The sequence below is a fragment of the Spirosoma gilvum genome (assembly GCF_054776815.1).
On sequence record NZ_BAAHBH010000003.1, the window covers coordinates 435,406 to 451,825 of the forward strand.

The 16,420-nt window shown below is 47.0% G+C and carries 12 protein-coding genes; 4 read left to right on the top strand and 8 right to left on the bottom strand.

Annotated elements, in window-relative coordinates; all coding sequences use genetic code 11:
- The first annotated feature begins 82 nt into the window (after positions 1–82).
- The gene (locus ACYVFD_RS10070; RefSeq protein WP_461089824.1) at positions 83–1,651 is read left to right on the top strand and encodes a hypothetical protein; all 1,569 of its coding nucleotides are present in this window, start codon (positions 83–85) and stop codon (positions 1,649–1,651) included.
- A gap of 87 nt (positions 1,652–1,738) precedes the next feature.
- Here ACYVFD_RS10070 and ACYVFD_RS10075 read toward each other — a convergent pair whose 3' ends face one another.
- A complete protein-coding gene (locus ACYVFD_RS10075; RefSeq protein WP_461089826.1) occupies positions 1,739–2,134 on the bottom strand; it encodes a hypothetical protein in 396 nt (131 codons plus the stop codon).
- A 252-nt stretch (positions 2,135–2,386) separates the two neighbouring features.
- On the opposite strand from ACYVFD_RS10075, the gene ACYVFD_RS10080 reads away from it, so the two are divergent.
- On the top strand, positions 2,387–3,079 hold the full coding sequence (locus tag ACYVFD_RS10080) for a type 1 glutamine amidotransferase domain-containing protein (protein WP_461089828.1): 693 nt from the start codon (positions 2,387–2,389) through the stop codon (positions 3,077–3,079).
- Between the two features lie 151 nt (positions 3,080–3,230).
- Here ACYVFD_RS10080 and ACYVFD_RS10085 read toward each other — a convergent pair whose 3' ends face one another.
- Positions 3,231–4,928, bottom strand: coding sequence for a glycosyltransferase family 39 protein (locus ACYVFD_RS10085; protein WP_461089830.1), 1,698 nt, complete (start codon positions 4,926–4,928; stop codon positions 3,231–3,233).
- Positions 4,929–5,217: 289 nt separating this feature from the next.
- A complete protein-coding gene (gene rfbC / locus ACYVFD_RS10090) occupies positions 5,218–5,763 on the bottom strand; it encodes a dTDP-4-dehydrorhamnose 3,5-epimerase (RefSeq protein ID WP_461089832.1) in 546 nt (181 codons plus the stop codon).
- 114 nt (positions 5,764–5,877) lie between these two features.
- On the opposite strand from rfbC, the gene pyrF reads away from it, so the two are divergent.
- The gene (pyrF, locus tag ACYVFD_RS10095; protein WP_461089834.1) at positions 5,878–6,705 is read left to right on the top strand and encodes an orotidine-5'-phosphate decarboxylase; all 828 of its coding nucleotides are present in this window, start codon (positions 5,878–5,880) and stop codon (positions 6,703–6,705) included.
- A 101-nt stretch (positions 6,706–6,806) separates the two neighbouring features.
- Entirely contained in the window at positions 6,807–8,108 is a 1,302-nt protein-coding gene (locus ACYVFD_RS10100; protein ID WP_461089836.1) for a DUF2851 family protein, read from the top strand.
- 55 nt (positions 8,109–8,163) lie between these two features.
- Here the strand turns inward: ACYVFD_RS10100 and ACYVFD_RS10105 are convergent, their stop codons facing one another.
- The 5 genes from ACYVFD_RS10105 to ACYVFD_RS10125 form a co-directional block, all read right to left on the bottom strand.
- Positions 8,164–9,489 (bottom strand): Gfo/Idh/MocA family protein, encoded by a 1,326-nt coding sequence (locus ACYVFD_RS10105; protein WP_461089838.1) that lies wholly within the window; start codon positions 9,487–9,489, stop codon positions 8,164–8,166.
- 66 nt (positions 9,490–9,555) lie between these two features.
- Positions 9,556–10,296, bottom strand: coding sequence for a 3-keto-disaccharide hydrolase (locus ACYVFD_RS10110; RefSeq protein WP_461089840.1), 741 nt, complete (start codon positions 10,294–10,296; stop codon positions 9,556–9,558).
- A 96-nt stretch (positions 10,297–10,392) separates the two neighbouring features.
- A complete protein-coding gene (locus ACYVFD_RS10115) occupies positions 10,393–11,319 on the bottom strand; it encodes a sugar phosphate isomerase/epimerase family protein (protein ID WP_461089842.1) in 927 nt (308 codons plus the stop codon).
- A gap of 214 nt (positions 11,320–11,533) precedes the next feature.
- Positions 11,534–13,240: a RagB/SusD family nutrient uptake outer membrane protein gene (locus ACYVFD_RS10120; RefSeq protein ID WP_461089845.1), complete on the bottom strand. Its 1,707-nt coding sequence runs from the start codon at positions 13,238–13,240 to the stop codon at positions 11,534–11,536.
- 52 nt (positions 13,241–13,292) lie between these two features.
- Positions 13,293–16,397: a SusC/RagA family TonB-linked outer membrane protein gene (locus ACYVFD_RS10125; RefSeq protein WP_461089847.1), complete on the bottom strand. Its 3,105-nt coding sequence runs from the start codon at positions 16,395–16,397 to the stop codon at positions 13,293–13,295.
- Positions 16,398–16,420 lie beyond the last annotated feature (23 nt).

The window sequence follows — 16,420 nt, forward strand, 5'->3', positions numbered from 1 at the left end:
AATATGTTAACTTAAGATTGTCTTTTGTTGGCATGTTATTTGTGGGTCGTGGAAACTGGTACACATAACCGTACTGGTTTTTATGACCCACATCTCTTTTTACTCCATTCAACGTTTTTGTTGCCTGATTTGGGCAGCTCTCTTACTGGTTCCGGGAATTCTTTTCGCTCAGCCCAGGATCAATACTACTGCCACTTCAGGGACAGTATCGCCTTCACTACGCTTAGGAGCTGATGGTTTATTAACCATCGAAAACTCGCAAATTCGGGTAGGAATTAATACCAATGCCGGTGGAGCCATTACACATCTCACCTTTCTGGACGACCATGGGGGCAAGGTTACGACTCGAAATATGGTTAGTAATCCTGACCTGGGCCGCCAAATTCAGATTGGGTTATATGGAGGTCCAATTGACTACTCTGCAACCGGTAACGCAGCCTGGATAGGCCTGGGCTGGAATCCCATTCAGGCGGGTGATGTATATGGTAATCCCTCACAGGTACTGGCCGTTTCTAAACAGTCAAATCTGTTGTATGCCAAAACGGTTCCGAAGCAGTTTGCTTTCAATAACCAGCCTGGCGAAGCTACTATGGAACACTGGATTCGATTGGATGGCAATGTAGTAAAGGTGCATGTAAAAGTAGTAATGTCCCGGTCTGACAAAACCCAATACGATGCACGCCAACAGGAATTTCCCTGTGTATATCTGACTGGCGATTATCATAATATGTGGTATTATTCGGGTAAAACGCCATTTGTAAATGGTGACCTTACCCTGTCGCGTATACAACCCCCAGCAACAGCCATGTTCGGCGATGTATTTCCGACAGAGCCCTGGATGGCCTCGACCAACGACAATGGGTACGGTGTAGGGCTGTATGTGGTGGGTAATAACTACGAATGGAAGAGAGGTTATTTTGGTGCGGATTTGGGAGGTGATGAATTTAGTACGGTAGCCTCATACATTGCAGCAACCAACCGAATCACACTTGATTATAACATAGTTCATGAGTGGGATTATGAACTGATTTTGGGGCATTTAAGCGAAATTCGTTCCTATGTGTACAGCAGACCAAAATCATTGCCCGGCCCCAACTATACGTTTGATAATTCGCGGAAAGGCTGGACATTAGGGCAAGCTCAGGATACAGGATGGCCTATTTCTGGGAAACTACATGTACTCTGGGATAACGCTCAACAAGCTACTGTTAAATCTCCGTTTGTGTTCTGGAAGGGTAGTGATAATCCTAAAATCTACATGCGGGCTGCTTTTCAGACGAAACACAATAAGTTACGATTGAAATGGCGCCGAACCGATGATCCCGTAACGTATGGAACGGGAGACAGGTATATGGATTTCGAAATCAAAAACGATGGGCAATATCATACCTATGAATTTGATCTCAGTCAAAATCACAACTGGCTTGATTATACAATCGGGCAAATAGAGTTAAGCTTAGTGGCTGATAGCCCATCGCCAGGGGCCTGGGTTGAATTTGCCTGGATTGCCACCAGTCCGAACGGGCCAGTAGCAGAAACTCCGGGCGAACAATTTTTGGTTGATACACCTAATGCCGCTCCCTGTGAGCCGGGTTGTATAAGCGTTGATGTGCAAAAATTACAGTTTGTTCGCTCAAACCGTAAGCGGTAAATTCATTTCTATAAATACGAACGTCACTATCTGGGAACGTAAAGAGTTCCCAGATAGTGACGTTTTAGATTTATATCAGCTAACGAGTTAGTTCAGATGTACTAATGCTGATCGATAAACACGCCCATCGAGGGATTGTAAACAAGAACGCAGATTTGGGTTTTCGCTTGATGCCCGACCTAATTCGCTATCGATCTGACGAAGTAAAAAGAATAGCTGGTGAACATGTTCCCATTGAGCCGCCAGCTGGGGCGCATTCTGATGCTGCAACGTTTTTTGGCGGGCAGCCTGAGTGAGTTGGCGTAAGCTCATTTTGAGGTGATACCGCAGGATAATTAGCCGGCTAGCCATAGGCAACTCTTTAGGATCTCGCTCCATGTGAGAAATGCTTTTTGCCAGTACATTATTCCGTTGTTGAAGTTGATCGCAGACGAGCATCCAGGCGTGTTCAGCCTGTAGAGATTCATAAGAAAGAGATTGCATAAATTCAGCACAGTACGGTTTGCTAACAAATATAGTCATACGCAGTTTATTCTGGTAGCGAAAGCAAGAGTTAGGCAAATTTTAATTTACAGAAAGGCCGTCACACCCATTATTTATAAACTATATCCTTTCCCAGTATAGTTAGTACTAGTTGCTGACCTTATTTTATCAAAAGCAGACGGTACTGGAAGTTGCTGGAAACCATTTAACTTCGCTCTGAAGTGGTGGCTGACTAGACGACTGCTTTTACCTATGGACCCTACCTACCGCACGCTTATTGTTTGCACGAACCATACGGCCTATCCGACAAAAACGCATAAAACTGGCTTATGGCTTAGTGAAGCAACTCACTTTTATGATGAACTGGCCGGTCGAAACTTACCGTACGACATTGCCAGCCCGAACGGTGGCCCTATACCGATTGATGAAAAAAGCGTCGATCGGCGCGATACCATCAATGAAAAATGGTACAACAACCCAACGTTCCGGTCAAAATTAGAGAACTCACTACGCCTGGATGAGGTAAAGTCAGCGGATTATCAGATCATTTATTTCGCTGGTGGTCATGGCACTATGTGGGACTTTCCGAATAATGAAGCTATCCAACGCATAACGAGACAGATTTATGAGAACGGTGGAATGGTTGCGGCTGTTTGCCACGGCGTAAGTGCTCTGCTTAATGTTAAGCTGTCGGATGGGAGTTTACTGCTTGATAAGCGGCAGGTAACTGGGTTTTCGAACATGGAAGAAAAACTCGTTCGGCTCGATGAAGAAGTCCCTTTTTTGCTGGAAGATGCCCTGCGTCAAAAAAATGCGCTCTATAGCAAAAGCCTGATTCCATTTGTTCCATACATCGAAGTCGATGAGCGGCTGGTTACCGGACAAAATCCATTATCGGCTCGCAAAGTAGGTCGGAAAGTGCTGGAGGAGATGTACGAAAAGTGAACCGAAGTATGGCTATCTACTTATTCATTATCAGTCCATTAACTTGTATTTCTACGTACGAGAGCGGTCATTGAACGACAGTATAGTTGCTATCGTACTTTGCTTTTAGAGAGCCGATTTAGCTATACCATCGTTCGGTGACAGGGCCGGATTAGTCGGTAGACTTTACTTCTGAATCAGTGGCTTTTGTTCCAATATAAAGCGTCTGAAGCCCATACGGTAGCCAGGTGTTTACGGGTATTTCCTGAAAAAGTGTAAAGCCTGGGAGTACACTAGCTCCCAATACATATCGATCGTTATGGACCCACCAAAAGCTTTTATCGGGACTGGCTTTATACGACGAGTTGTACAGATGCCAGCCATTAAATTCGAGCCCTCCGTCAATATCTGTCAGCTTAACCCCCTGTTTTAGCAGATTATTAAGTGATTGCCATCGCGCACGATTCCAGGCCAGGTAATCATGTGTGGTACAGATGTTATAAATAAAGCAGATAAAGCATAGGCTCATAGATAAATAGAGCGGTACCGAAAGGGTAGGGACCGATTTAATTTGAGGGGAATCTGCCCGAACCATATAAATCAGGATTAGTAAAATAGCCGGGAAAGGCAACAGGTACCGATCGAATAGGCCCTGTAGGCTCAGTGGTAAATAATAAATACTGATTATGGCAAAAAACAGGATGCCGACAGACCGATTTACTATAGGGGTAGAGCGTACTAGCAGATAGCGGATTATCTGAATCAGATAGAAAAGAACGCCAACACTACCGACTATACTGCCTACGGTTATGACGCCCATACTTATCCGAAGAAAAACAGGCATTGGTAGGGTGTATAGCCGATAGAACATGTCTCGAAACAGTATAGGGCCTAAGCCATAGGCATTCAGAACATTCCACCAGATAGGCATGCTCATGCCCTGAAAAAAATAAAACCAAAGGCCAATAACCACAACGGTTAGACTGACAAGAAGAAGCCAGTTTTTTCGGAACGCAGCAAAACTATTTTTAGTGAGTAGCAATAAAAAATAAGGGACCAAAAAAGCACCTGTGTACATCAAAACGACAAGTGTGTTGTTGAAAAAATCGTGAACCAGCGGTCGTTCGTAGAAATCTTTACTGAAAAAATTAGTGGCCTGTACGTTATAAAGAACCAGGTTGGGCATCATATAAACAACCCATTTCTGATAAAGTAATTGGGTAACAAGTCCCGCAGCTATGCTTGCTATGCCTATGGATATTGTTTTCCAATTGATGCCTTTGCGGATTAGATAAGCAACACTAAAACCAACAAATAGACAAATGCCCAATTGACGTACCAGTAGCGCAAGAAGGGCAAAAAATAATCCTAGCAAGAGGACCGGGAATTTGTCTTCCTGGAAGCCCTTAACCATATACGTCAACGACCAGACTAGCAATGTGTAAAAAGGGATATCAGTCATAAACGAAGCCGACAAACCCAGATACATCGGATTGGCCAGCATTAGCAAGGTACCCAGAAAGGCAAACCGGCTATCCTTCGTGACTGTATAGATGAGTCGATGTGTTCCCCAAAGCCCAAGTAGACCAGCTACTAGCGTTGAGATTCGAAGTGCTGTGAACGAAAAACCGAACGGAAGACAAAATAAAGCACCCCACCCAATTTGTACCAGTAGGTTTGCACTGGTCCATGGAGACATAAAAAAGCTGTGTTTTTCAACTAAAGCCTGCACAGATAACGCATAGGCCCAATCGTCATTGAATGGAAATTCACCATATGGATTGATGGCTAGTACTGAAAGAACCCAGGCGGCAAGGATAAAAAGTAGTTGATTTCTTTGTGTGGAAAAGTACGAGTAGATCTGTTCCATAAACAGCTAAAGCTGGTGGTATAAAGAGGATTATGAAGCAAAAAAATCATTTTAAGATTATCTTACAAGATAAATTCTTCAGAGTTTCGACAGATACTTTGTAATGATTGAAAAAGTAAATGAAAAGCGGGTAAAATTGATTAATTGGATGCACTAAAAACACCATCCCCTGGAAGAGCAATCGATCATGATGCTCTTCCAGGGGATGAAGCTTACCAAAGTTTTCTATACTATTATTACTACGCTACCCTGGATCAGTTTACTGATTCGTATTCGACAAATAAGTAATTTATACGACTGCCTGGGGGAAAACCTCACGAAGTGGTTTTAATTCCTGATCTTTCTCGGATACAATTGGGTTTTTGACGCCCCAGTCAATATTTAAATCAGGGTCATTCCAGATGATTCCCGATTCAGATGCTTTGTTATATATGTTTGTGCATTTGTAGCTGAAAACACTGTCCTCCAAGGCTACAAAGCCGTGAGCAAAACCTTCGGGAATATAGGCCATATTGGATAATTTGGCGTCAAGCAGAAACGTTTCGTATTGGCCGAAGGTCGGAGAGTCGGGTCGTAAGTCAACCGCAATGTCGAGTACCTGACCACTGATAACCCGTACTAACTTTCCCTGGGCGAAGGGTTCATTTTGCATGTGCAGACCCCGTAACACGCCTTTCACAGAAAACGACTGATTATCCTGCACGAACTCCATTGGCAGTCCCAATGAAGCAAATAGAGGTTTATTATAGGATTCGAAGAAATGACCGCGCTCGTCTTCGAAGATACGTGGAATTAGTTCGATCAGACCCTCAATGGCCGTTTGGCGGACTTGCATGACAGCAGTATGTTTCGTATACAAATAGTTATCTTACAGGCAAATTTATGAAACGGGCTCGTTAAGTTGTACTTTTGGGGTGAATCATTTTAGTAAATGATTCTTTGCCTGAGCATGACATACGCCGAATTAAGCAATCAGATTACCCAGAAGCAGTCTTATCTCTGTGTTGGGTTAGATACCGATCCTCGAAAAATACCCACCCACTTACTGACCGAAAAAGACCCGGTTTTTGCATTTAATAAAGCAATTATTGAGGCAACCGCCGATTTTGCCGTCGCCTATAAACCCAATATTGCTTTTTATGAAGCACAGGGGCCACGCGGATGGGAAAGCCTTCAGAAAACACTTGACTATATTCCGGCCGACTGTTTCACCATTGCTGATGCCAAGCGAGGGGATATTGGTAATACATCGGATTTGTATGCCCGTACGTTTTTCGACCCCACGGCCGCCGGTCTTTCATTCGATTCGGTAACTGTGGCTCCTTATATGGGGCATGATTCGGTCACGCCTTTTCTGGCCTATGATGGGAAATGGGTGATCCTGCTGGCATTAACATCAAATCCTGGTAGTGCCGATTTTCAGCGACAAACTATTGATGATCAGGAGCTTTTTGAGGCTGTTATTGAAACAGCACATACCTGGGCAGGCCCCGATAAACTGATGTTTGTGGTTGGCGCCACGCAAGCGAAAGAGTTAGGCCGAATCAGAGCATTAGCTCCAAAAAACTTTTTACTGGTTCCGGGTGTAGGCGCGCAAGGTGGTTCGCTGGCCGATGTATCCAAATACGGACTTACGGGTGATGGCGGGCTGCTGGTTAATGCGTCTCGAAGCATACTATATGCCTCGTCGGGTACCGATTTTGCTGAACAGGCTCGGGCCGAAGCGCAACGTCTGCAACAGGAAATGGCAGGCTATTTAGTAAACAATGTAAAATGAATACTGTATAATGTTTAGTCGCTTGGGTATATGTGCTTGATTTTCTGGCTACAGTTACGGATAATTGTACATTGCGCATTATTCATTATACATTTAGCCCAGTGCCCGAATCGTTTCTCTATTTTATCTGGCAATACCAATACTTTTCGCGGGTAAACCTCACAACAACCGAAGGTGAGGCTGTCCAGGTTATCCACCCTGGTTTTCGAAATCGTGACGCTGGGCCTGATTTCACAAATGCTCGACTACTGATCAACGATGTCGAATGGGTTGGAACTGTAGAGATGCATACGCGAGCATCGGATTGGCTGGCGCATAAACATCAATATGATCGGGCATACGATAATGTGATTCTTCATGTCGTTTGGCAAGATGATACATCGGTAACTGGTCGTCGGGTTGATCGCACCAATGGCACATCACTACCAACCCTTGAATTAAACACTCGGATAGACTCTTCATTGCTTGATCGATACCAACTCCTCAAGGATTCAAGCGATACGATTCCCTGCGCTGGTCAATTCCGTTCAGTATCACCATTGCGAATAACCTCCATGCTGGATAAAGCAATGCTCCAACGGCTCGAACGAAAAGCTGCTGGGGTGCTTGAGCTGTTTGGTCAGGCGGGAGGAGACTGGGAGGAAACGGCTTATCGGTTGCTGGCAGTAACCATGGGGTTCAAGATAAATGCTGATCCTATGGCGCAGCTTAGTCGGTCAGTTCCTTTAAAAGTACTGCTGAAGCATCGTAATAACCTTTTACAGGTTGAATCAATGTTGTTCGGTGTCGCTGGGCTGATTGACGAGAACGATGGAGAATTGGATAACTATAGAGTGGCTCTGCAACGTGAGTATCGATTTTTGTCGGTCAAATATTCGCTCACGGATAAACAGATGCCAGCCCATAGCTGGAAGTGGGGGAGGCTCAGGCCTGCCAATTTTCCAACCCTTCGGATTGCCCAATTAGCCTGCCTGATCACACATAATGCCAGCTTGTTCTCACTATTTGCCGGAGCAACCGACGCTGAAATGCTTGTAAAGGCTTTACAGGTAACTCCATCCCAATACTGGCAGTCGCACTATCGATTTGGAAAGGATTCTGAAAAAACGGTTCCAACGCTAGGAGAGACATCAGCTACCAGTATCGTCATCAACGCGGTAGTGCCCTTACTGGCGGCTTATGCGCATCACAGAGGACAACCGGCTTACATCGACCGGGCCATTAGCTTATTGGAACAACTGCCTGCCGAAAAAAACCACCTGACTGAAGGCTGGAATATCCTAGGACTAGGTATTCGTTCAGCCTTCGATTCGCAGGCGGCTATCGAACTCTATAATGAGTTTTGTACCGTAAAAAAATGCCTGAGCTGCCAGATAGGAGCAGGCTTACTAAAAAATGTATGATATAGGATGTAGGATGTGTAAATGAATATATCCTACATCCTATATCATACATTTTTTAACTAATGATCACATCTTGCTTCGTCGCATCCCAGGTTACGCGCTTGCCTGTGTGCAGGGCCATCGTAGCCATGATGTTGGCTACCGAGTGATTGAAACCGACACGGGCTGGTGCGTTTGGCTCTTTACGGCTCCGTACGCATTCCATCCAGTTCAGCATATGCAAGGACGTCATGGGGTCGCCACCTGTGTTGGCCGACGTTTCCATTTTAGCAACTTCACCAAGGGACATGCTGGGCAGCAGGTTCGCTTTCATGCCCATGTCTTTAGCATATTTTTCTTCCAGACCTCCTTCGGGTGAAATCTTGTTGGTGTCGAGGTTAATCATACCACCATTTGAGTAGTAGTATTCTTTCACACCACCTGCTTCGTTGTTCATCCGGGATGAATACAGAACCTGGAAGCCTTTCGTTTTGTCGTTGTCCGGGCCGTAATCGAACACTGCGGTGAACGTATCGGCATTGGTACGGCCATCCTTCCAGCTATAGATACCGCCGTTGGCCACTACCGAACGAGGATGATCCAGGCCACTGAACCAGTGTACCGTATCGATCTGGTGCGACATCCACTGGCCAGGAATACCCGACGAGTAGGGGTAGAACAAGCGGAATTCGAGGTATTTACGCGGGTCCCAGGCGGTTTTTGGGCGGTTGAGTTGGTAACGGTCCCAATCGGTATCCTCTTTCCGAATTTCGGAAACGAGTTTGGCCCGACGCCAGCGACCGGGCTGGTTCACGTTCCAGGTCATTTCAACCATCGTAATGTCGCCGAATTTGCCCGAGCGGATAAATTCATTGGCCGAATGGTAGTTGGGAGCCGAACGACGCTGTGATCCAATCTGAACAATTTTTTTGGAGCTTTCAACGGCTTTCAGGGTTTTGCGAGCGTCGTCCAGTGCTTCGGCAAAGGGCTTTTCGCAATACACATCATGGCCCGATTCAACAGCAGCCGCACAATGCAAAGCATGCTGGAAGTCGGCAGTACTGATGATGACGGCATCAACGTCTTTCCGCTCGAACAGTTCGTCGTTGTTGCGGGCTTTGAAGAAGGTGCTGTCATTCAGCCCTTTACCCTTCAGGTAAGCATCGGCCTCTTCGCGACGGCGATTCCAGATGTCAGATACGGCTACAAATGCAAAATTCTGGGCTTTGGCATGTTCCGCAAAAGCAGGAGCCAGCGATTGCCGGAAGCGGTCCGAGAAGCCTACGATACCTACCCGAACCCGGTCGTTCGAGCCCAGAATACGGGCGTAGCTACCGGCCGAGAAGCTCATACCGAGCCCGGCCAGCGCTGATTTCTTTATAAAATCACGACGATTTTCCATACGATTTGAAAGAGAAACGTTTGACTGTAAAAATAGAGGTGAAAGGCCAGAATGCCTAGCACCTGGTTAGCGTGTTTTGATCTTCATATTCCGGTAATAAACCCGGTTTCCGTGGTCCTGAAGTAGGATATGGCCTTTGGGCGCTTCGCCAAACCGACCGTTGGCATTGTATTCAGGCGCCTTGTATTTGCTCATAGCAACCAGCTCACGAAACTTCTCGCTACCCCGTTCGTACTCAACTACTTTCGTCCCGTTGAGCCAGTGTTCGACGTGTTTACCCTTTGATACCACACGGCCCGTATTCCACTCGCCAATTGGGTTCGCTTTCTTACCCGATGCCGGAATCAGATCATACAATGAGCCCACGGTGCGGTTTCCGTTGCGTCCCAGTTTAGCATCTGGATGTTTATCGTCGTCCAGTACCTGAAACTCCAGGCCAAACGCTGAACCTTTAGGTTTAGGCGAATGCTCGACCACGAAATATTTCACCCCGCTATTGGCCCCTTCGGTCAGCTTAAAATCGAACACGAGCTCGAAATCACTGTACTCACCGTCGGTAACAATGTCGCCGAAACTTTGCGATTCCGACCCGTCCGACTGTTGAATGGTCAGCATACCATCCGTTACATTCCAGCCTTTTTCTGGGAATTTATCTTTATAAGCTCCCCGCCATCCGTTAGTTGTTTTTCCATCGAACAGCAATTTCCAACCTTCTTTTTTCTCCTTGTCGGTCAGCGTATTAGGCGCCTGAGGCTTATCAAACGCGAGCAGACCGAGCAAAGCAGCACTAATGATGAGTTGTTTCATGTCTAATGATTGAATGATAGAATGATAGAATTGTTGAATTATTAAAAACGATCGTAAACCTTATTCAATCATTCAAAATTCAATCATTCTATCATTTCATAGGGGATGATGTAAGGTCTTTGTAATATAGTCTTTGTTAATCTGAGCGCACTGAGCTGGCGTTTTGTCTTTTTCGGGTACGCCATCCAGTTCAATGACTCCCCATCCTTTGAATTTGATGTCCTCCAGGGCTTTAAAAACGGCTGCAACATCGACATTACCACGGCCCAGTTCAACAAATTTGTAGGCTTTCGGATCGTTGGGCTTGTCGGGTAGGGGCGACATGGTGTCTTTCAGGTGCAATGCATGGATGATGTCTTTATACTGCTTTACTGCTTTTTCGGGTTGGCCTCCTCCCTGTTTGTAATGAGCAATATCTAACAGGAGTTTGCAGTATTTAGGATTCATCGCCTGGACAATCACATCCACTTCTTCAGGGGTTTCGCCCAGTTGATGCATGTGATTGTGGTAGGTTGCCTGAACGCCCATATCGGCGGTTTGTTTACCTATCTCGTTCATGACAGCAGTCAACCGTTTAAGTTCTTCTGTGGTCGGCAACCGATCTTTCGGACGAAGACTGTTGGTCATCTGAAACGATGAGCCACCGAGGGCTTTCACAAAACTAGCATGCGCAACGTGCATATCAATCGTGCTCTGTTCCTTGGCCGGATCAATTTCTACATTGCCGCTCGAAAACATAGCCAGTGTCAGATGGTGCTGGTCGAGCAGTGCTTTTAGTTCAGACGGTTTGGTTTTATAGGGGGCGAATGTATTGGCCCGGAGCTGAATGCCTTTGTAACCAAGTGCCGAAAGGTCACTGATGGCCTGCGCATCGTTGCCACCCCAGGTAATAGCCGAATACGCTATTTTAAGGCCCGATGGATTAGCCGAACGAGCAAATAGTTGATGTGCGCCAGTTGTAAAGGCTAAGGCTGATAAGCTTGCCCTTGTGAGAAACTGCCGCCGGTTTACAGTCGCCTGCATGATTGAGAACGGGGATAACAGATAGCTAAATAGGTTGCTACTGATGGTGAAACAATTCAGGTTCGGTTAAAAGAAGAGGAAGATTTTTTAATTCTACTCCTTGCAAAAGAGCGAAAGAGCGAAAGAGTGAAAGAGTGAAAATAACTTGCGTCAGTAATTCACTCTGTTCCGGTGGCCCGGTTTCACTCTTTCACTCATTCGCTCTTTCACTCAATTAAAAGCCCGCGTTTTGTGCGAAGTTGGCACTGCCACCTTCCGTACGGTCAATCTGTGTTTGTGGGATTGGACGGTAGTTGTGTGTTTCTTTCACGTTGGCCGCGCCGTCGGCGTTATAGAGTTTAACCCGCTCCACCAGATTGCCCCAACGCTTCAGATCGAACCACCGGGTTTGCTCACCAGCCAGTTCACGAGCGCGTTCCTGCATGATCATCTCCATATCCACCTGGGCAGGGGTGATTTCCATAGCAGCCTCTTTGCCTGGCCAGGCAGCCCGGCGACGTACTACATTGAGTGCGGCAGCGGCTTCAGTTGTTTTACCTTGCTTAAATTGAGCTTCGGCCAGAATCAGGTACGTTTCAGCCAGACGGAAGGCCAGGTAATCGCGGCTACCTTGTTCGTAGGTCAGGTCAGGACGGTTCGGGTCAAGGAATTTTTGCAGCGTTGGAAACAGAGCCTGCGAGTAGGCACTGGGTACCAATACCTGATAAGGCTTAGCCGCCCGTTGTGCTAATGTCCATTCAACCCCTGGAATAAAGATGGCGGTATCACCTGCTTTATAGGTAACCTTAGCCTTACTATTGTCAAACGAGGTATTCAGATTCGAGCCAGGGTTGTTCGATAGCCAGGTATCCTTGAATGTCTTCTTGTAGCGGGAATCATTAACCCGGTCTTTGAAGACGGTTTCCAGCAGGTAGTTCGTTGGTTTCAGACGTTTGAACGGACGGTCGTTGGCAATATCCCGTTTCATACCTGGCTGCACATCATACTGCATACCAAAGTACAGGTGAAGTTTGTTACCATCGCCATTGTTCGTATTCGCCGAGTTGATGTTGGTGAGCGGGTCAGAGGTATACTGTACCGAAAAAATCACCTCGTCATTAATTTCACCACTTCCCTGAGCAAACACACTGGCAAAATCAGGCAGCAGTTTGTAGCCATAGTTCGAAATGACATTCTGGGCATAGGTCGCTGCTTTAGCGTAATCGTCCGTTGCTTTGGCCGATGCGTTTGTTGCTTTCGTCAGATATACACGGGCCAGCAGGTGCTCGGCGGCTGATTTGGTAGCCCGACCGTAATCACTAGCTGCTTGTGCAGAAGCTTTGGTAGTCGGTAAATCAGCTATAGCTGCTTCAAGGTCAGCTATTATTTGTTTATACATATCGGCTTCCGATGCCCGCTTCGTCACTTTCGTGGGTCCGAGTGTTTCGGTTAACCGCAAGTCTACTCCGCCGAACTGTTGGGTCAGGATAAAGTAGTAATGTGCCCGCAGGAACTTCATTTCAGCTACCCGCAGTTTCTTCGTTGCATCCGAAACAGTAGCTGCCGGGGCGCGTTCAATAACGGCGTTACAAGTGTTGATGCCCTTATACAACTCTTCCCAAACCTGTTGGATGATATCAACGAAGCTGTTCATCTGGGTATCGTAGAAGTGAAACCCTTTGTAGCTTCCATCAGCACCGGCCTGGTAAATATCGGTGCCGTACTCGGTCATGGTCAGGCCGCGTTCTGAGCCGTAAAAATTCCGCATGGATGAGTAAGCGGCTCGGCTGGCATCTTCAAACCCTTTGGGCGTATTGATATAGTCGTTCCCGATGGCGGAGACGACGGTTTCATTCAGCACATTCTTACAAGCCTGCCCACTAAGCATGAGCGTAGCAAGCGCTAGAACGCGAATAGATTTATGTGAAAATTTTGATTTCATGATTTTTTGAATCGTAAGGTGTTTATGAACACATCAATTACTGGCTGTGCGCTTAGAATTTAACATTTAAACCAAATGTCGTAACCCGGGTAGCTGGCACAACACCGTTGCTGACCGTACCATCGCTTGTTTCAGGGTCAACACCGTTATACTTCGACCGGTAAGACGAGAAAATAAATGGCTGCTGAATGCTGGTGAATAGACGAAGCGATTGCAGATGTAGTTTCGAGGTAATTGAAGACGGGAACGTATAACCAAAGTTAATATTCCGCACTTTCACGAACGTACCGTCGAAGTAGATGATCGCCGAGTTGTAGACGGGGAATTCCTGGCTGGAGTTAGGCCGTGGGAATTCGTTGGTTGGATTGTTTGGGGTCCAGTAATCGACTTTGATCTGCTCGTATCGACCTGCCAACTGGTTGTTATCCCGGTGGAAACCACTCAGAATGGTCTGACCAACCCGGGCATAGATAAAGAAGTTCAGGTCAAATCCTTTGTAGCTGAATCGGTTCGTGATACCACCACTCCAGGTCGGAATATCGGAGCCTAAGAATACGCGGTCATCAGCCGTAATTTTGCCATCGTTATTGGTATCCTGCACTTTAATCTGCCCAACAGCACTCTGGTATGACTTAGCAGCATCGGCTTCATTAGTTTGCCAGATACCCGCTTTTTTGTAATCATACATAGCCGTAAGAGGCTTACCGATAAACCGTTTGTTACCCACGTCATCAACGGGGCCGTTGAACAGGGAGATGATGGCTTCGGTATTCTTGGTGAATACAATGTCAGAAGTCCATTTGAATCCGCCCTTCGTATTTACGTTTACGGTCGAAATGCTGGCTTCGATCCCTTTATTCTGGGTTTCGCCAATATTCTTGGTTACCGCGTTAAAGCCAATTGAGGTAGGCAGCAGGTCAGACAGCAACAGGTCTGTCGTGCGTGTATTGTACAATTCGATAGCACCCGCTACACGACCCCGCCAGAGGCTGAAATCAACCCCGATATTAGTTGTTGTGGAGGTTTCCCAGTGCAAATCGTCATTGCCAATCGTTTCAGGACGATATCCATAGGCAGGCGTGGTACCAAATGCATACACGGTACGACCCAAGAGACCTTGAGTTTGATAGGGAGCCACTGCCTGGTTACCTACCGATCCGCGGCTAACCCGTAGTTTCAGAAGGTCAACCCAGGAAGAACCCTTCAGGAAGTCTTCGTTGCTGATATTCCAGCCCAGAGCAATACCTGGGAAGTTACCATACTTGGTATTTTCACCAAACCGGCTCGATCCATCTCGACGAATTGTAGCGGTAACCAGGTATTTATCTTTGTAGTCATAGTTGACCCGACCCATGTAGGAGTTAATTGTCCACTGAACCAGACCACTACCAACACCCAGTACCGAGCTGGCGTTACCTACGTTGTAGAACGACTGAGTTTCGGCAGGGACGCCCTGTACGTTAATGTTATTAAACTCAGAATTATCGCGCTGAATGGATTGCAGAGCCGTTATGCCTACGTTATGATCACCAAACTTCTTAGTATACGACACGATGTTTTCCAGTGTGTAGTCGAAATTAAACGTGCTGGCGTTAGATGCCTGAGGATCACCCCCTTTGCGGGCGTTCGTCTGAGCGCCAATGAAGCGGCCGTATCGGTTGATGGTGAAATCAGGGCCAAAGTTGACCCGGTATTTTAACCCTTCAAGGATATTTACTTCGGCATAAACACTATTGAAAATCCGGTACTTCTTCCGTTCGTCAATCTGGGCACCTGGTACAACCTCCGCGAGCGGATTGGTGAGCAGAGCATCGTTCGTGGGTGAGAAAATCAGGTTTCCGTTGTCGTCGTAGGGCCGTCCGAGCGGATTTTGCTGAAGGGTGAAGTTGTACGGGTTCAACGACTCGCCATTGCGCAGGCTATACATCATGTATGAAGCAATCCCCACTTTAAGCACCTTATTAATCTGGTGATCAATATTGGCACGGAGTGAATAGCGGGTAAAGTCGAGTCCTGGCATGATCCCTTTGTCCTGGAAATAACCTGCCGAAATGTAGAACTGAGTTTTTTCGTTACCGCCCTGAACACCTATCGTGTGGTTCTGTTGGAAACCCTGTTTCAGAATCAGCGACTGCCAGTCGGTATTACGACCGGCGGCAATCCCGGCCGCTACGGCAGGGTCGCCACCCAATACCGCTACTTTCGAGTCAGCATAGGCATCGGCTACGCCCGTCGGAACTGGATTGCCGCTGGCGTCTTTGTAGTTATTGGTAGTCCGGTAGGCTTCCCGCACAAATTCGGCAAATTCGGAGCCGCTGAACAGGTGAACTTTATCCAGCACATTGGTAACCCCTACATAGTTATCATACGAGATCGTCGTTCGGCCATTTTGGTTACCCCGCTTGGTGGTTACCAGTACAACGCCGTTAGCACCTCTGGCACCGTAGATGGCTGTTGCCGTAGCATCCTTCAGGATTTCCATGGAGGCAACGTCGTTCGGGTTAATGTCTTCGTATTCTCTCGCGAGCGGAATTCCATCCACTACATAAAGAGGATCATTACCCGCATTGAACGAACGACGTCCACGAATCCGGATGGTTGGTACAGAACCAGGGCGGCTACCCGACTGAGCTACGTCTACCCCTGCTACCCGACCCTGCATAGCCTGACCGATGTTGGTGATAGGTTGTTCCGTAATTTGCTTCGGCGTAATCGACGAAATAGCCCCGGTAGTCTGGCTTTTCTTCTGCGTACCGTAACCAACGACGACTACTTCGTTCAGCGCACGCGTATCTGTACTAAGCGTTAGGTTAACGGTCGACTTGTTGCCAACAGTAACCTCCTGGCTAACAAAGCCTACGGCCGAGAAAACCAGCACTGCCGGGCCATTGGGAACGTTAATCCGGTAAGTCCCCGACGCATCGGTTGTAGTACCGCGTGTGGTACCTTTTACTGCTACACTAACACCTGGTAGCCCGGTATTGTCATCAGCCGACAGAACTTTCCCCGTTATGGCTCGTTCCTGAGTCGGGTTGTCTACCGTCGGTCGGTTGGTTGGGGGGGCACTGTAGGCCGGTTGACCCATCAGTGCGAGTGCCATAAGGCCAAGCAGAGGAAGCCACGTTTTCCGTGGAGGTTGGGTAATTGTGTTTTGCATTGTAGGTTCAAGTAAGAGTTAAT

What these genes read in the sequence shown, in the direction of transcription:
- ACYVFD_RS10080 (WP_461089828.1), top strand. Translation starts at nt 2,387, where the DNA reads ATGGACCCTACCTACCGCACGCTTATTGTTTGCACGAACCATACGGCC.
- ACYVFD_RS10085 (WP_461089830.1), bottom strand. Translation starts at nt 4,928, where the DNA reads ATGGAACAGATCTACTCGTACTTTTCCACACAAAGAAATCAACTACTT.
- ACYVFD_RS10070 (WP_461089824.1), top strand. Translation starts at nt 83, where the DNA reads ATGACCCACATCTCTTTTTACTCCATTCAACGTTTTTGTTGCCTGATT.
- pyrF (WP_461089834.1), top strand. Translation starts at nt 5,878, where the DNA reads ATGACATACGCCGAATTAAGCAATCAGATTACCCAGAAGCAGTCTTAT.
- ACYVFD_RS10075 (WP_461089826.1), bottom strand. Translation starts at nt 2,134, where the DNA reads ATGCAATCTCTTTCTTATGAATCTCTACAGGCTGAACACGCCTGGATG.
- ACYVFD_RS10120 (WP_461089845.1), bottom strand. Translation starts at nt 13,240, where the DNA reads ATGAAATCAAAATTTTCACATAAATCTATTCGCGTTCTAGCGCTTGCT.
- ACYVFD_RS10110 (WP_461089840.1), bottom strand. Translation starts at nt 10,296, where the DNA reads ATGAAACAACTCATCATTAGTGCTGCTTTGCTCGGTCTGCTCGCGTTT.
- ACYVFD_RS10125 (WP_461089847.1), bottom strand. Translation starts at nt 16,397, where the DNA reads ATGCAAAACACAATTACCCAACCTCCACGGAAAACGTGGCTTCCTCTG.
- ACYVFD_RS10105 (WP_461089838.1), bottom strand. Translation starts at nt 9,489, where the DNA reads ATGGAAAATCGTCGTGATTTTATAAAGAAATCAGCGCTGGCCGGGCTC.
- rfbC (WP_461089832.1), bottom strand. Translation starts at nt 5,763, where the DNA reads ATGCAAGTCCGCCAAACGGCCATTGAGGGTCTGATCGAACTAATTCCA.
- ACYVFD_RS10115 (WP_461089842.1), bottom strand. Translation starts at nt 11,319, where the DNA reads ATGCAGGCGACTGTAAACCGGCGGCAGTTTCTCACAAGGGCAAGCTTA.